The following is a 15,247-nucleotide window of genomic DNA, read 5'->3' on the forward strand; positions in this document are numbered from 1 at the left end:
AATACTAAAACTTTAATTGGCAAAAGTACTGCCATTATTATTAAAATGCCATAATGTCATAAAATATTTTTAGGAGTTTTTATAAGTGTTTTAATTGACAATTCATTATTTTTGTTAGATAACACTAAAACACATATAACTCATGAAAAGAAAATTTTTAACTGTTTTCACTATTGCCTCTATTGCTTTTGGTTTAACTAGTTGTAAAGACAAAGCTCAAGAAGCTAATACTAGCGAAGCTGAACCTGCTGCTGTTAGCGAAAGCGTTTCTCAAAAATACGTTACTGATGTTGCTCAATCTTCAATAGAATGGAAAGGATTTAAACCTACAGGCACGCACAACGGAACTGTAAGCATTGACACTGGAGTTTTCCAAACAAATGATGGACAATTACAAAGTGGAACTTTTTTAATTGATATGAATACTATTAAAGTTCTTGATGGTGACGAAAAAATGCAAGCAAGCCTTGAAAGCCACCTAAAAGGAACTGTTGAAGACAAGAAAGATCATTTCTTTAATGTAAATCAATTCCCTACTGGTGCTTTTGAAATTACAGGTGTAGAGTCTATGGCCGCTGGTAAAACTAACCTTTCTGGAAATTTATCTCTTAAAGGAATGAAGCACAACATTTCTTTTCCTGTAACTATTACTAATGAAGGTGATAAAATGACTATTTCTAGTGAAGCTTTTACTATTGATAGAACTAAATGGAACATTAACTACGGTTCTAAATCTGTTTTTGAAGATTTAGGTGATAAGTTTATTAACGACGATATTGAATTAAAAATCAATATTGTTGCCTTTAAAAAAGCTTAATATTTTAGATATAGCATAATAAAAAAAGCCACTTGTGTAAGTGGCTTTTTTTTATTTTAACAATAGATTTTCTAATGCTGGTAATAAATTTGGGTATTTAAAATTAAAGGCATGTGTTTCTATTTTTTTTGAACTTACTCGTTGGCTTTCAAATAACAGTATATGCATTTCTCCTAAAATCAGTTTCATTATTGATTTAGGTATATTGGGTAACCATAATGGTTTATTTAGAATTTTTGCCGCCGTTTTAGTCAAATCAGTATTGGTTACAGGATTAGGTGCAACTGCATTAAAAATTCCTTCTAAACGCTCTTCCATAACATATACAAACAACCTTGCCAAATCGTTTATATGAATCCATGATTGCCATTGATTTCCACTTCCAAAAGCAGCTCCAAATCCAAATGTAATAGGTTTTACTATTTGAGGCAAAGCGCCTTCTTTACTATCTAATACTAAACCAATTCTTACTTTAGAAACTCGCATTCCTAATTGCGAAAACTCATCTGTAGCAGTTTCCCATTTTTTTACAACTGATCCTAAAAAGCTTGGAGAAATTTGTTCAGAATCTTCATTGTAATAATTCGTAAGAGAACTAGGATAAACTCCAATAGCACTTGCTGATATTATATGAGATATTTGCAATTGCTCCTTCAACAGAGCCGTTTTAAGCAGCTTTAATGTATTTATTCTGCTATTTATAATTTGCTTCTTGTATTGTTTTGTCCATCGTTTTGAAATAGTAGCACCAGCCAAATTAATTATAGCATCAACATCTTTAAAACAATTTGAATCTATTTCTTCTTTTTCAGGATTCCAATAAAATCCTTTGTAGTTTTCTTTGTTCTGTATTTTGTTTTTAGATGTTGTTAAATAGTGAACCTTAATGCTATTTTCATGACATTGTTTCACTATAGCTTTACCAACTAATCCTGTTGCTCCTGTAATTAAAACTGTCATACGTGCTTTTTATTAAATTTACGAATTTAAAAATCTAAAAGATGTCTATTTATATAAGCTTTAACAGATTTAACGTAATTTTAAAAATTGAAGTAAAAAAGCATACAGAATAAAGCTTAATTCAAAGCTCGCATCATATTATTTTAGATATTAACTTAAATTGAAGATGATGAACACTTCGTTGCCCTAAGCATTTCTCGTTTACCTGGCGGACCTGGCAATCGTTCTACAGTAAAGCCAACCTCTTGCATTGCACGCCTTACACTTCCTTTTGCAGAATAAGTCACTAAAACACCTTCTGGTTTTAAAGCAGTATACATAATTTGAAAAATAGAAGACGTCCATAATTCAGGTTGAACTCTAGCTCCAAATGCATCAAAGTATATTAAATCATATTGAGATACATCTTGAATATCTTTGAAGAATTTTTGTTGTTTGGTTAATGTAAAATCATCTGTTATTTGGTGAGATTCTTCCCAAGAACATGCATGCATTTTATTGTAATACAATTCAAAATCAGCAGCATTTAATTGTTCTGTATAATTTAACAAGGCTATTTCTTCTTGTTTTACAGGGTAAGCCTCTACGCCCACATAATCAATAACTACAGGCAAATGACTTTGCTGCATCAAGGTAATAAAAGCATTAAGACCTGTACCAAAACCAATTTCTAGTAATGATATTTTTTCAGAATTGTTATGTTGAGAGGTTGTTTTATATAGCAAACCATGTTTTATAAAAACATGGTTTGCTTCTTGTATGGCTCCGTGAATAGAATGATATTGCTCGTTCCAATCTTGTATTTGAATGGTTTTAGAACCATCTCCAGTTGTTATTACTTGACGTTTCAAACTATTTAATTAATAGTTTTTTAATACGTGGTATTGGCCCAGTACAATTGGTTTGATGACAAGATATACAAACGTTAACAGCATTATTAAATCGCTCTTCTATAGGTTGTGTAGACGCTTGGTTAAAAATTTCTTTTTCTGTTTGAATAAATAATTTAGAGAAACTTTCAAACGTAGCGTTTCTGTCTTTTGCTTTGGTCAATTCTGCTGAATGTATTTTTAAAAACTCTAACGGAAATTCAGCAGGCATTTTTCCGTCAAGGATATCTTGTTTTATTTTTAAATTATGAGCATACATCTCGTTCATAAGTAAAGCCATTTCAGAAGGCTCGTACATATCATAAACAATAGGCTCTTTTTTGTTTTGCGTTGTTTCATTTTCTTTTTTTGAATCATTACAACTCAAAATAAACAAACACGCAAGAAAACTTAATAATAAAACTCTCATCTATTTTATTCTTCTACAAGCAATACGCCATCTGCCATAAAAGTATAAGTCTTTCTAGGCTCTGTAATTGCTGCTATTTCTTCTTCTGTTTTTCCTGCATCTTCAGCATAGTGCTTTAAATCTTCAACAGATATCTCGTTTACGTAAGCATTTCCGTCTATTATAACATCTTTACCTGAAATGTTTTTTGGCATGAAAAACGCATAGTCTTTAAATTTAACCATAACTTCTTCGTCATTACCTAAATCTAAACGCATCCAACATCCTTTTACTTGGCAAACACTATTTACTTTAGCAGTCATTTTTGTACTTATAGAGTCACCAACTTTCATAGCTCCGTATTTTGCTGCCATGTCTTGAGCACTCAATGCGTTATCAGCTTCAATTTTATCTCCAAAAGGCACATAAGTCACTTCTGTAGTAACTTCTTCTTCAACACTTACTTCTTCTTTGTTTTCATTTTTACATGAAACAACTAGTAATGCTAATAAAAACACGTATAATATATTCTTCATAATCTTGATGTTAATTAAAAATTTTGACGTCAAATATACACCTTTTTTAGGTAAACTTTATATATAATCATAAGGTTTAATTCTGTACTTTTGCACCATCTAAAAAAACCAAAAAATGAGTAGTATTTCATCTAAAGAAATTCAAATAGAAAGGGCTAAAACAACTAAAATAGATCAAGTAGATTTTAACAACATCGATTTTGGTCGCATTTTTACAGACCACATGTTTGTATGTGATTTTAAGGATGGTAAGTGGCAAACGCCAAAAATAATGCCTTACCAACCTATGACCATTGACCCATCTGCTAGAGTATTTCATTATGGTCAAGCTGTCTTTGAAGGTATGAAAGCTTATAAGGATGAAGCCGGTAAAGTTTGGCTATTTAGACCAGAGGAAAACCATGCAAGAATAAATAAATCTGCAGCTAGATTAGCCATTCCTGAATTCCCAAAAGATTATTTTTTTAACGGACTTCATACGCTACTAAATCTAGATAAAGACTGGGTTAAACCAGGTATGGGAAACTCATTATACATTAGGCCTTTTGTAATTGCTACAGAGCCTGCTATTTCTGCATCTCCTGCTAGTGAATACCGTTTTATGATTATTTGTTCACCTGCCAAAGCTTACTATTCTGGAAAAGTACGTGTATTATTTGCTGAAAAGTTTAGTCGTTCTGCTGATGGAGGCGTTGGTTTTGCTAAAGCCGCTGGAAATTATGCTGCGCAATTTCACCCAACTAATTTAGCTAAAGAACAAGGATATCAACAAGTTGTTTGGACAGATGCTAATACGCATGAATATCTTGAAGAAGCAGGAACAATGAACGTCTTTTTTAGAGTTAATGACACGCTTATTACGGCGCCAACAAATGATAGAATTTTAGACGGAATTACTAGAAAAAGTATTATTCAACTTGCTAAAGACAACCATATTGATGTTGAAGTTCGTCGTGTAAGTGTTAAGGAAATAAAAGATGCTGCTAGAAATGGTTCTCTTAAAGAGATTTTTGGAGCTGGAACAGCCGCTGTGATAAGTCCTATTTCTGCATTTGAACATGCTGAAGAAGTTTTTGAGCTTCCTAATATTGAAGATTCTTTTGCTTCTCTTTTCAAAGAGAAATTACTAAATATACAACATAATTTATCTGAAGACCTTCATAATTGGAGACAAGAAGTTAAGTAATAAAAAAAGAAGCCAAATGGCTTCTTTTTTTTATTTGTTTAAAATGGATTCAATATCGGGTTTGAAATAATTTGGACCTTTTAGCACTTTACCATCTTCTCTGTAAATAGGTTCACCATCGTCTCCTAATTTACTCATGTTACTTCTTTGTATTTCACTAAAAACCTCTTCTATTTTGTGCTGTAAACCATGCTCTATTATTGTACCACAAAGTATATAAAGCATATCTCCTAAAGCATCAGCAACCTCAACCAAATCATTATTGTTTGCTGCTTCAAGATACTCTTCATTCTCTTCGCGCATCAGCTTGTAACGCAACATGTTTTTATCTATTCCTAAATCTGCTTTTGGTGTTTCTCTATGGCCAATTTTAAACGCTGTATGAAATGCTTTTACGGCTTCTATTTTATCTTTCATTTAGAATATTATAATTTTAACTATTTAAACAAAGTGTAGTTGAATTCTTTCCCTATTTTTGTATAAAAATAACAATATGTTTACTAAAGGGCAATTGATTTTCGGGATTTTATTTTTTATAGCGTTTGTCCTAATAATAGCCTATACTTACCGTAAAGATTTAAAGCTTCATAGACGCTATTACAAAGGCACAGTTTGGGTGCTTATTGCATTTATTTCTTTTATAGCTTTTATTGCCGCTATTAAGTTTGTTTTTATGTAGGAAAAGTTTTAGTTTTAACTAAATATCATTGTTTAAATAGGTTACAAACCTTTTAACATAAATAAAATACCTATTATTGGGGATTTTTAAAACACTCCTTTATAATGATATTTGGATATTAAAAACAACTAAAACCAACCCATATGAAATCTTATCACTTTCTTTTTATTGCCTTATTATTATGTATCTTTTCTTGCAAAGAAGAAAAAAAGCAGCCTGAAATAAATACCGAAGTAAAAACAGAGTCTACTCAACAAAACGCTGCTCCAGTTTCTAAAGATATTTATTCAAACACAAGATCTATAAGTGCTTCTGAAAACAGTTTGTACAATAATAACCTACAAATTATCGATGGTAAAACAGAAAGTAATTATGACAACACCAGTAAAACAATAACGCTTGAAATTCCTGTTTCAAATGCTAATTTCAGCTTTTACAAGAAGTTTGATATATCTTCAAGTACAAAAAGCGCCATACTTTATGTTGTTACAGATAATACAGATAGTCCTATTCTGTCTAATACAAAAACTCATATTATTGAAGATACGTTCTCAATGACGAACTTTCTAGACGGCAATCAAGTAAAAAACAACAAACTATATGTTTTCACTTTTAATGATGCTCCAAAAGATTTTGATAAAAATGAAAAAACAATTGTTAAATATTATACGGATTTAGTTGCAAATGGAAGCTTTTCTTCAATAGCTTGCATACAAACAAAATCTTTATTACCAGAACCTAAAGAGCAATGTGGTGGAATAATAGTTGGTAACTAACCAATGTACAGAAAATATTCAATTTTATTCTTTTTTGTTTTGGCGGTTATGCTTACCGCCAAAACATTTTCTTTTATTAATCTGCAAAAAAACGATTCGGTTTTAAAGCTTTATAATAATGAGCTAAAACAAACCAAAGACCCAGCTAAAAAAGCAGATATTCATTTTAAATTAGGTAATTATTATTCAAAAATAAATAAAGAAAATCTTGCTTTTAGCAACTATACTAAAGCTTTAACAATTTTTGAAAAACTGAATCTTAAAGAAAAAGAAATGGATTGTAATCTATCAATCTTTTCGCTTTTAGACTCTCAAAACAATATAAAAATAGAAGCTCTTCCCTATCTGGACAAATACTATAAAGCCGCTTTATATTCTCAAAAAGAAGAGAAAATGTTTATTGCCTTACTAAATTACGGCAACTATAATTTTAATAAAACAAATTACCGCAAGGCGCAATCTTATTATTCTGAAGCTTTATCGTTATCAAAAAAAACAAATGATTCTCTTGGTATAGCTAAAATAAACACCAACTTAGGCTTGCTTTATTCTGGCTTTATTAAAAATCAAGACTCGGCTAAAATATTTTTTGAAAATGCTCTAAAAATATATCCTAAAAATAACATGTACGAGCGTTTTATAACTTACATAAATTACGCCAACGCTTTTGAGAAAGAACATAACTACAAAAAATCTATTGAGTTTTTAAAAAAAGCTGAACGCATTACGCCCGAAAAACATAAACTAAATTTGCAAAAAATATTATTCAGTAAATTTTCTAATGCTTTTCAAAATTTAGGAGATTTTGAAAATGCATTTAACTACTATAACAAATACAATACAGCCAGAGACAGCATAAATATTACCAACCAAAATATTGAGATATCAAAAATAAAAGAGCAGTATGATAACGAAAAGTTACGTGCTGATAATTTAGAGATTGAAGCACAACGAAAGCAAAACAGAAACTTTCTTATTGGGGCACTTTTTATAATTTTTGCTGGAAGTATTTTTATATTTCAACAATACAAAAACAGCAAAAGAAAGCAACAGTTAATCAAACAAGAAAAAGAATTAGAAACTCAAAAACTTACCGCAGCATTAAAAGAACAAGAACTTCTCTCTATTGACGCAATGATAGAAGGTCAAGAAAAAGAACGCCAACGCATTGCCAATGATTTACACGATGATTTAGGCGGTTTAATGACTACCATAAAATGGCATTTCAACACACTTGAAGAAAGAAAATCTCCTGAAATTCTAGAAAAAACAAACCTACTTCTTGATGAAGCTTACCAGAAAATAAGAAGTATTGCTCACGCTAAAAACTCCGGTGTTATAGCAAAGCAAGGATTACTTAAGGCTGTACAAAACATGGCCGATACCATATCAATAAACAACAAACTACAAATAAGTGTTATAGATCATGGCCTAGAGAACCAACTTGAGAATAGTTTAGAGCTTACTATTTTTAGAATCATTCAGGAATTAATTACAAATATTATAAAACATGCTCAAGCTACCGAAGTAAACATTCATATTACAAACCATGATGATTCATTAAACATTATGGTAGAAGACAATGGTATTGGTTTCAATCCTAGTCAAATAACAAAAACCAAAAAAGGCATGGGCATAAGCAGTATAGATAAACGTATAGAACATTTACTTGGAAAAATGACCATAGAAAGTGAGCCTAATAAAGGAGCAACCGTAATAATAGACATCCCGATATGATACGAATAGCCATTGCCGAAGACCATCAATCACTTATAGATGGCATTAAATTACTTTTAGAGTACGAAGAGAACATATCTATTATTGGCACTGCCAATGACGGAGAAGCACTATTAGAAATAGTAAAAAGCAAACAACCTGATATTGTAATAACAGATATTCGAATGCCAAAAGTAGATGGCATCACAGCAACGAAAGAAATAAAAAAACTGTTTCCAAATATTAAAGTTATTGCCTTTACTATGTTTGATCAAAGTGAAGCTGTAGATCAAATGATTAATGCTGGCGCCTCCGGATATATATTAAAAAATTCAGCTTTAGATGTTATTCAAAATGCTGTAGAAACTGTCGCTAAAGGTGATAATTACTATGACACCAAGCTTAACATCAACACAAAAACAAACAAGAGCAACAATAAAGGGCTTCTTACCAAACGCCAAAATGAGATTTTAAAACTCATAGCACATGGCAAAACTTCTAGAGAAATAGCAGATGAGCTTTTTATAGGAGTACATACCGTAGATACACATAGAAAAAATATGATTAAAATATTAGGCTTACAAGGTAAAGGCGAGTTAATGCGCTATGCTTTAGATAAAAAATATAAGTTTTAAAAAAAGCCTATTTCTTTTCAATAAAACAATAAATACCCATTATTAGGTATTGAACACCATCTTACCCAGAGTTAAATTTGTAATAACAGATTGAAAGTCTACCCACTAGATAACCCAACGTACTATTTAGTGGTTAACAAATAAAAAAACAACCTGTTATTAAAGCTATTAATTAACCAACAAATTTACTCCCATGAAAAGACTAAAATTATTATCACTATTAGTTTTAACGTTATTTCTAAACACAGCTTGTGATGAAGAAGACGAACAAACTATTTTAGATTTTGGAATTAGCGATCCTCAAGCTGTTTCAGAATACATGAATGCCAATTTAATATTACCATCAAGCGCATTTACTATTAATCCTGACGAAGTAGAAATAGACAACAGTGTACAAATAAACTCGTTTGGTAATGATGTTGTTCCTATTAGCGGAGGACAAACTATGGATAACAATATTTCTTTCTCTGCATCAAATGGTAACGTTGATGGTGTAGGAATGCGATTTGGAACTAGTGGTCCAATATACTTTGTTCCTATAAATACAAACGGTTCTAATTCAGGGGTTGGATCGTTTCAATTTTCTTTACCTGCTGAAATATGTAACAATCTTTCAAAAATATGCCATGACATAAAGTGTTATGAGTTTGCTAAAACAAGTGCCGGAAACATATCACAAGCTAACATTAGAGATGTAGCTATGCTTTGTGGAAATTGCGATGAACCTTCATGTCAAGGGTTTGTAGATCCTAGCGACTGTTATCCTCCAGGAACTGCTTATGGTAGCTTTAACTCTTCAATAAGCGGTAATCAATCTGGTTTTGCTGGTTGTAGTGGCGGAACGGTAGGTGTTGTTAGCGACACTTGGACATTATCTATTGTAAATGTTGGATCTAGCGGATCTTTTAGCATTGATGCTGATTATTATGATGGTTGCTCCTCATGTGCTGCTATACAAATTACCGACGATAACGGAACAGCCTACATTGCTGTAAGTGGTTCTGCTTCTTGGAGCGGAAATACATTCTCTTTTAATGTATCTGTAAAAGATATAGATAGTTATATTAACAATACAGGCTCTTCTTACAATTTAAACGGAAGTGTAAGCTGTAACTAATTTAAAAAAAAATGTAGCTGCAAGCGCTATTAATTGTTGTAGGGATATATTAAAGTACAGCTACATAAAAATCCCCTGTAAAAGGGGGATTTTTTTTAATCAAAAATTAAAATCAATATAACCATGAAAAAAATAATTACTTATTTTATCGTACTACTTACTTTTTCAGCTTTCTGTCAAGTTCCTGAAAATGATTTGTTAGAAAATGCTATCACTCTCAATACCTTTCCTTATAACCATAATAATTTGAGATTAGATTTAGCGACTTCTAGTTCAATATCTCCAAATGGTTGTCCTCTTGGAAACTACAATCTAGTCTATTATAAATTTACTGCAGAAGAATCTTCAGAATTTGAAGTAACCGTAGAAGACGCAAATAACAATGACATTATAACTTCTTTTGCAATCATATTTACAGCACCTAGCTTAAATATTACTGATGATTCAGAGTTAAATATAGTTACTGCTTGTAGTTTTGGAGCTAACACATCATTTACCACAGTAGCAGGACAAAACTATTATGTATTAGTACACCGTGGCGATGCTAATGAGACATCAAATATTATTTTTCAGCAAGAGGCAATAACACCTATTCCTTCAACAGAGAGAAATGCTCTTATCGCTATTTACAACAGCACTAATGGTTCTGATTGGAATACTAGCACAAATTGGAACAGCACAAACCCAGTAGGAACATGGTACGGCGTTACAACATCTAATATTAATGGAACAACTCATGTAACTTCAATAGACCTAGGAGGCAATAATTTAACAGGTACATTACCGTCTGAAATTGGAAACTTCCCTGAATTAACATGGCTCGGTCTTTGGGGAAATCAAATTTCAGGAGAAGTTCCACCAGAAATTGGGAACCTTACAAGTTTAACTGGACTTGACCTATCTCCAAACACATTTTCTGGAACAATACCCGAAGAAATTGGAAACCTCGTAAACCTTCAAATTCTTTGGTTAAACCACAACGGACTAACAGGCAGTATTCCCTCATCATTTGAAAATCTGATAAACTTAAGAGAGCTTTATCTAATTGGAGCTGTTGGTAACTCATCTGAATGGAGCAGCAGTTCATATAGTGGCGATTTTCCTGATTTAACCGCAGCACCTTTAGAGATTTTACGTATTCAAGATAATTTTTTCACATTTAATGATATAGCTGATGAATATGATACGTATGTAGCAAATATTCCTGATTTTCAATTTAACCCTCAATTCACACTAGATCCGCCAGAAGAACCATCTATTGATGTTGGTGAAAATATCACACTATCAATCACTGATACTCCTAGTACAAGCAGAAACGCATCAAGAAGCCTTTCTACTAATAATTACCAATGGTTTAAAGACGATGTTGCTATTCCTGATACAAATGCTACAACTTACGTCATTACAAATGCTCAAGGCCCTGATAGCGGTATTTATTATTGCGAAATCACAAATCCTGATTTACCTGGTTATGTTGTTAAAAGATCAAACATAACGCTTGATGTTGGTGGCTTTTTAAGTGTTGATGAAGCTACTTTTAATAATTCTGTGAGTATTTTTCCGAATCCGACAAGTGATTACATCTATATAGAATTACCTAAAAACAACACTAACACACATATAAGTATTCATAATATTCTTGGTAAAAAAGTAACAGAACTAGACACTACAACCAACCAAATAAAACTAAACGTATCTCACTATAGTCAAGGTATTTATTTAGTTTCAATAACAAATAACAACAACACTTATATCAAGAAAATAATTAAAAAGTAGTTAATTTTCATTTTAGTTTTAATTTAGAAAAAAAGCCTTAATGATCATCATTAAGGCTTTTTTGTTGTTGCTATATAAACTTTGTTTTTAATTCTTCTCTGGGAGAAAATTATATGCCTCACTATAGTCTAACATTTGTCCAGAAAATGTTTCAGGCTGTGTTACCTTAATAGCTGTAATGTTTCCGTTAGCATCCATTTCAGGAACTAATACAGGATTTACAAACCCACTATAAGGCGCAGAAGTAAACTGCTTATTACGCTCTAATACTTCAGCATGAATATCTTGGTCTACTTTTACACCATATGTTTCTACTAAATGCTCTACGGCTTTAAAATCTCCTTCAGACTTTATACGTTGTGTTTCTCTTAATAACTGTCCAAATAACTCATGTAATTTTTCATAATCATTGATGTTAAAGTATGTTTTACCATCACGAGTTACTTTCTCTATCACGTTATCTGCTTGTCCTTTTTCAAAAACCCAAGCACTTACCCATTGCCTATTACGCATGTGTGCTTCTTCTACATCATCACCTAAATTTAAACGAATAAGTTGTGTCATTAATCCATTACGAATGTAACCGTCGTAAGCTGCTTTTCCTACAGATTTCCAATCATCAACCAAACCTAATTCTTGTAATTTTGGGTTGTATAAATAGTAAAGCCCTACTAAATCTGCACGACCTTCTTCAAGTGTAGACGCATAGTTTTTAAGCGTTTCTTTAGTCTCTCCTACTCCAGGATTTAATTGTCCTGATGCGTGACCAATTACCTCATGCAATGCAGTGTGTAATTTATCTGCAAGTTGCCCATAAGTTTCTTCTAGCTGTAACTCTTCTTCATCGTTTACAAACTCTTTTAATCGTCCTGTACTTCCTGCGTTATTATATGCATTAATGATGTTTCCTAAAGACACCGATTTACTTCCAACAGCAGCACGAATCCAGTTAGCATTCGGTAAGTTTACACCAATAGGCGTGCTTGGTGATGCATCTCCAGCTTCTCCTGCAACGTTAACAACTTTGTAAGTTACACCAACTACGTTTTTCTTTTTATGAGCATCCATTAATGGAGAGTTATCTTCAAACCACTGTGCATTTTCTGATAATACAGCCATTTTTTGAGACATATCAAAGTCTTTAATCTGTACAATTGTTTCATAACTTCCTCTATACCCTAACGGATCATTATAAACCTCTATAAAACTGTTTATATAATCTACATTACCTTCTGTTGCGGCTGTCCAAGCCACATTGTAGTCATCCCAAGTTTGAAGATCTCCTGTTTTATAGTATTCAATTAACAAACCTATAGCATCTCCTTGCGCTTGATTTTCAGCAACACCTTTTGCTAATTCTAACCACTTAATTATTTCATCTATGGCAGTTCCATATAATCCTCCAGATTTATAGACTAATTCTTTTAATTCTCCACCTTCTTTAACTAATTTAGAGTTTAAACCAAATGACAATGGTTTCTCTGGGTTTGGTGATTTTTTATTTTTGTAAAACGTCTCTACATCTCCATTAGTTACATTTGGTCCATAAAAGTTTACGGCTGAAAGCGCCACGTTATCTACGCCTTTTGCTTGGTTTACTTTTTTAGCGTCTTTATCGTTAAAAATAACATCAAAAGCTTCTCCTTCTAACGTTGTGTTTGTTTCTGCTAATAATGTTTTGAAATACGCTTCAGTGAATTCTGGCTTTAATTTATCGTTTGAATAATGGTGATGTATTCCATTACTAAACCATACTCTTTTTAAATATGCTTCAAAAGCTAACCAATCACTGGTTGTTTTATCTCCTTTAAAGTTTGTATAAACATTTTCAAGAGCTTTTCTTATAGTCAAATTATGACGATAATTTTGATCCCAAGTAATATCTCTTCCTGATAATCCAGCTTGAGTTAAGTAATAAACTAGTTTTTGCTCTTTTAGAGTTAAATTTTCCCATCCTGGAATTTGATAGCGTAATATTTTAATATCTGCAAATTGCTCAACATTAAAATCAAAAACAGCTTCTTCTTGAGTGTCTGTAGTTTCTACTACAGGTGCCTTTTTATCTTCATTACAAGACACAAAGGTTGATAATGCTAAAGCAAAACCTAAAACATGTGTAAATTTCATTATAATAGTTTTAATTATTGTTATACAAATGTAACATATATAAAAGATAGTTTAAAATTGATTATCTTTGATTATACAACCTTTAACCAAAAAAAATGAAAGTTTTTAAATATCTTCTATTCTTATTGTTAATCATAGTTATTGGATTATCTGTATACATTGCTGTTCAACCTAACAGTTTTGAGGTAAAAAGAGAACGCACTATTAATGCTCCAAATGCCGTGATTTATAATAATGTTATTGATTTTAAAAACTGGGAAGCTTGGTCTTCTTGGGTTGAAAAAGATTCTACAACAAAAATCACATTAAGCGAAAAAACCAAAGGTATTGGCGGAGCCTATTCATGGACAGACAAAGACGGAAAAGGCGTTATGAAAACAATTGCCACAACTCCATACACATCAATAAATCAAGAGTTGCAATTTGGAGATTATGAGCCATCAAAAATACATTGGGAATTCTCTCCTACTCCAGACGGTAATACTAATGTTACTTGGAAAATGAATAGTGACAATGTCCCATTTATGTTCAAAGCATTTGCTTTAGTTTCTGGTGGATTTGATAATATGATTGGCCCTGATTTTGAAAGAGGTTTAGAAAAATTAGATAGTATTGTTACCGAATCTATGAAAGTATACTCAATAAAAACCGAAGGTACTACCACACATAGTGGTGGATTTTATATATACAATACGACATCTTGTAAAATAAGCGATTTAGAAAATAAAATGCAGGAAATGCTACCTGAAGTTATTGCTTACGCTAAAAAGAACAATATAAGCATTGCTGGAGCTCCTTTTGTTTATTATCATAAGTGGGACGAGACCAATAATGCAGTTATGTTCTCTTGTTGTGTTCCTACTACAGCACAAGTAATCACTACCGAAAGTGATATTCTTACAGGACAATTAGAACCTTTTAAAGCTGTGAAAACAACCCTTAAAGGTGATTACTCTAATTTAAAAGAAGCATGGGACAAAACCATGAATTACATTACAAAAAATGCGTTTGAATTTTCTGAAAATGGCCCTATGCTAGAAACCTATATAACAGACCCTACAAATGAACCTAATCCTGCAAACTGGGTTACAGATATATACATTGCCATAAAAGAATAAATGAAAAATATTATACTCGTATTTATTGGTGGTGGTTTAGGTAGTGTATTACGGTTTGTTTTAGGCAAATTCCTTAATAGCTCTGAAACAGGAATTCCTTATGGCACGTTTGCCGCAAATATTTTAGGTAGTTTACTTATTGGTATTATTTTAGGGCTTGCTGCAAAAAACAACACACTCTCTCAAGGTAGCACTCTTCTATTAGCTACTGGATTTTGTGGAGGCTTCACAACATTTTCAACCTTTGCATATGAAAATCATGTATTTTTAAAATCTGGAGACTTTGCTAGTTTTGCCATTTATACTATTAGCAGTTTCATTTTAGGTTTCCTAGCAGTATTTTTTGGCATGTTCCTCACTAAATAAAAATATACGACATTCTACGTATGTTTTAGCATTCAATTAATTAGGATTTTTGAACCATAAATCAATAAAACCTAGTTATGATGAAAAATTTATTATGCCTTGTAGCCTTATTTATTTTAAGCTACACCCAAGCTCAAAACATTCTTATTGTTGACAACGA

The 15,247-nt window shown here is 31.9% G+C and carries 15 protein-coding genes; 9 read left to right on the forward strand and 6 right to left on the reverse strand.

The genetic code is table 11. From position 1 onward, the window contains the following. Positions 1–142 precede the first annotated feature (142 nt). A complete protein-coding gene (locus ACN5J3_RS10125; RefSeq protein ID WP_417289748.1) occupies positions 143–817 on the forward strand; it encodes a YceI family protein in 675 nt (224 codons plus the stop codon). 51 nt (positions 818–868) lie between these two features. Here ACN5J3_RS10125 and ACN5J3_RS10130 read toward each other — a convergent pair whose 3' ends face one another. The 4 genes from ACN5J3_RS10130 to ACN5J3_RS10145 form a co-directional block, all read right to left on the reverse strand. After that, entirely contained in the window at positions 869–1,777 is a 909-nt protein-coding gene (locus tag ACN5J3_RS10130) for a TIGR01777 family oxidoreductase (protein ID WP_418511665.1), read from the reverse strand. A 155-nt stretch (positions 1,778–1,932) separates the two neighbouring features. Then, the gene (gene mnmD / locus ACN5J3_RS10135) at positions 1,933–2,628 is read right to left on the reverse strand and encodes a tRNA (5-methylaminomethyl-2-thiouridine)(34)-methyltransferase MnmD (protein WP_418511666.1); all 696 of its coding nucleotides are present in this window, start codon (positions 2,626–2,628) and stop codon (positions 1,933–1,935) included. Between the two features lies 1 nt (position 2,629). Next, entirely contained in the window at positions 2,630–3,076 is a 447-nt protein-coding gene (locus ACN5J3_RS10140; RefSeq protein WP_418511667.1) for a hypothetical protein, read from the reverse strand. Between the two features lie 5 nt (positions 3,077–3,081). After that, positions 3,082–3,591 (reverse strand): DUF4920 domain-containing protein, encoded by a 510-nt coding sequence (locus tag ACN5J3_RS10145; RefSeq protein ID WP_344728609.1) that lies wholly within the window; start codon positions 3,589–3,591, stop codon positions 3,082–3,084. 115 nt (positions 3,592–3,706) lie between these two features. Here ACN5J3_RS10145 and ACN5J3_RS10150 point away from each other — a divergent pair, with 115 nt between their 5' ends. Next, positions 3,707–4,777 carry a branched-chain amino acid aminotransferase gene (locus tag ACN5J3_RS10150; protein ID WP_417289753.1) on the forward strand — a complete coding sequence of 357 codons (1,071 nt, stop codon included), beginning with the start codon at positions 3,707–3,709 and terminating at the stop codon, positions 4,775–4,777. 30 nt (positions 4,778–4,807) lie between these two features. On the opposite strand, the gene ACN5J3_RS10155 is transcribed toward ACN5J3_RS10150, so the two are convergent. Beyond that, a complete protein-coding gene (locus tag ACN5J3_RS10155; protein ID WP_417289754.1) occupies positions 4,808–5,194 on the reverse strand; it encodes a hypothetical protein in 387 nt (128 codons plus the stop codon). 405 nt (positions 5,195–5,599) lie between these two features. Here ACN5J3_RS10155 and ACN5J3_RS10160 point away from each other — a divergent pair, with 405 nt between their 5' ends. The 5 genes from ACN5J3_RS10160 to ACN5J3_RS10180 all read left to right on the forward strand — a co-directional run bounded on the left by ACN5J3_RS10160 (position 5,600) and on the right by ACN5J3_RS10180 (position 11,476). Next, a complete protein-coding gene (locus ACN5J3_RS10160) occupies positions 5,600–6,232 on the forward strand; it encodes a hypothetical protein (RefSeq protein ID WP_417289755.1) in 633 nt (210 codons plus the stop codon). A gap of 3 nt (positions 6,233–6,235) precedes the next feature. Beyond that, the gene (locus ACN5J3_RS10165) at positions 6,236–7,969 is read left to right on the forward strand and encodes a tetratricopeptide repeat-containing sensor histidine kinase (RefSeq protein ID WP_417289756.1); all 1,734 of its coding nucleotides are present in this window, start codon (positions 6,236–6,238) and stop codon (positions 7,967–7,969) included. Next, positions 7,966–8,583, forward strand: a complete 618-nt coding sequence (locus tag ACN5J3_RS10170; RefSeq protein WP_418511668.1) for a response regulator — start codon at positions 7,966–7,968, stop codon at positions 8,581–8,583. The genes ACN5J3_RS10165 and ACN5J3_RS10170 overlap by 4 nt, the downstream gene beginning before the upstream one ends. A 193-nt stretch (positions 8,584–8,776) precedes the next feature. Then, a complete protein-coding gene (locus tag ACN5J3_RS10175; protein WP_418511669.1) occupies positions 8,777–9,700 on the forward strand; it encodes a hypothetical protein in 924 nt (307 codons plus the stop codon). A gap of 123 nt (positions 9,701–9,823) precedes the next feature. Beyond that, positions 9,824–11,476: a T9SS type A sorting domain-containing protein gene (locus ACN5J3_RS10180; RefSeq protein ID WP_418511670.1), complete on the forward strand. Its 1,653-nt coding sequence runs from the start codon at positions 9,824–9,826 to the stop codon at positions 11,474–11,476. A gap of 87 nt (positions 11,477–11,563) precedes the next feature. Here ACN5J3_RS10180 and ACN5J3_RS10185 read toward each other — a convergent pair whose 3' ends face one another. Next, a complete protein-coding gene (locus tag ACN5J3_RS10185) occupies positions 11,564–13,603 on the reverse strand; it encodes a dipeptidyl-peptidase 3 family protein (RefSeq protein ID WP_418511671.1) in 2,040 nt (679 codons plus the stop codon). A 95-nt stretch (positions 13,604–13,698) separates the two neighbouring features. On the opposite strand from ACN5J3_RS10185, the gene ACN5J3_RS10190 reads away from it, so the two are divergent. Both ACN5J3_RS10190 and crcB read left to right on the forward strand, forming a co-directional pair. Beyond that, entirely contained in the window at positions 13,699–14,721 is a 1,023-nt protein-coding gene (locus ACN5J3_RS10190) for an SRPBCC family protein (RefSeq protein WP_418511672.1), read from the forward strand. Beyond that, the gene (crcB, locus tag ACN5J3_RS10195; protein ID WP_344728589.1) at positions 14,722–15,087 is read left to right on the forward strand and encodes a fluoride efflux transporter CrcB; all 366 of its coding nucleotides are present in this window, start codon (positions 14,722–14,724) and stop codon (positions 15,085–15,087) included. It begins immediately after the preceding gene. The last annotated feature ends 160 nt before the right edge of the window (positions 15,088–15,247 follow it).

Source organism: Corallibacter sp., from assembly GCF_048381695.1.
GTDB classification, from domain to species: Bacteria; Bacteroidota; Bacteroidia; order Flavobacteriales; family Flavobacteriaceae; genus Corallibacter; species Corallibacter vietnamensis.

Bases quoted from the DNA above. Each gene is read 5' to 3' on its own strand.
- ACN5J3_RS10125 (WP_417289748.1), top strand. From the start codon at position 143: ATGAAAAGAAAATTTTTAACTGTTTTCACTATTGCCTCTATTGCTTTT.
- ACN5J3_RS10130 (WP_418511665.1), bottom strand. From the start codon at position 1,777: ATGACAGTTTTAATTACAGGAGCAACAGGATTAGTTGGTAAAGCTATA.
- ACN5J3_RS10140 (WP_418511667.1), bottom strand. From the start codon at position 3,076: ATGAGAGTTTTATTATTAAGTTTTCTTGCGTGTTTGTTTATTTTGAGT.
- ACN5J3_RS10145 (WP_344728609.1), bottom strand. From the start codon at position 3,591: ATGAAGAATATATTATACGTGTTTTTATTAGCATTACTAGTTGTTTCA.
- ACN5J3_RS10150 (WP_417289753.1), top strand. From the start codon at position 3,707: ATGAGTAGTATTTCATCTAAAGAAATTCAAATAGAAAGGGCTAAAACA.
- ACN5J3_RS10155 (WP_417289754.1), bottom strand. From the start codon at position 5,194: ATGAAAGATAAAATAGAAGCCGTAAAAGCATTTCATACAGCGTTTAAA.
- ACN5J3_RS10160 (WP_417289755.1), top strand. From the start codon at position 5,600: ATGAAATCTTATCACTTTCTTTTTATTGCCTTATTATTATGTATCTTT.
- ACN5J3_RS10165 (WP_417289756.1), top strand. From the start codon at position 6,236: ATGTACAGAAAATATTCAATTTTATTCTTTTTTGTTTTGGCGGTTATG.
- ACN5J3_RS10170 (WP_418511668.1), top strand. From the start codon at position 7,966: ATGATACGAATAGCCATTGCCGAAGACCATCAATCACTTATAGATGGC.
- ACN5J3_RS10175 (WP_418511669.1), top strand. From the start codon at position 8,777: ATGAAAAGACTAAAATTATTATCACTATTAGTTTTAACGTTATTTCTA.
- ACN5J3_RS10180 (WP_418511670.1), top strand. From the start codon at position 9,824: ATGAAAAAAATAATTACTTATTTTATCGTACTACTTACTTTTTCAGCT.
- ACN5J3_RS10185 (WP_418511671.1), bottom strand. From the start codon at position 13,603: ATGAAATTTACACATGTTTTAGGTTTTGCTTTAGCATTATCAACCTTT.
- ACN5J3_RS10190 (WP_418511672.1), top strand. From the start codon at position 13,699: ATGAAAGTTTTTAAATATCTTCTATTCTTATTGTTAATCATAGTTATT.
- crcB (WP_344728589.1), top strand. From the start codon at position 14,722: ATGAAAAATATTATACTCGTATTTATTGGTGGTGGTTTAGGTAGTGTA.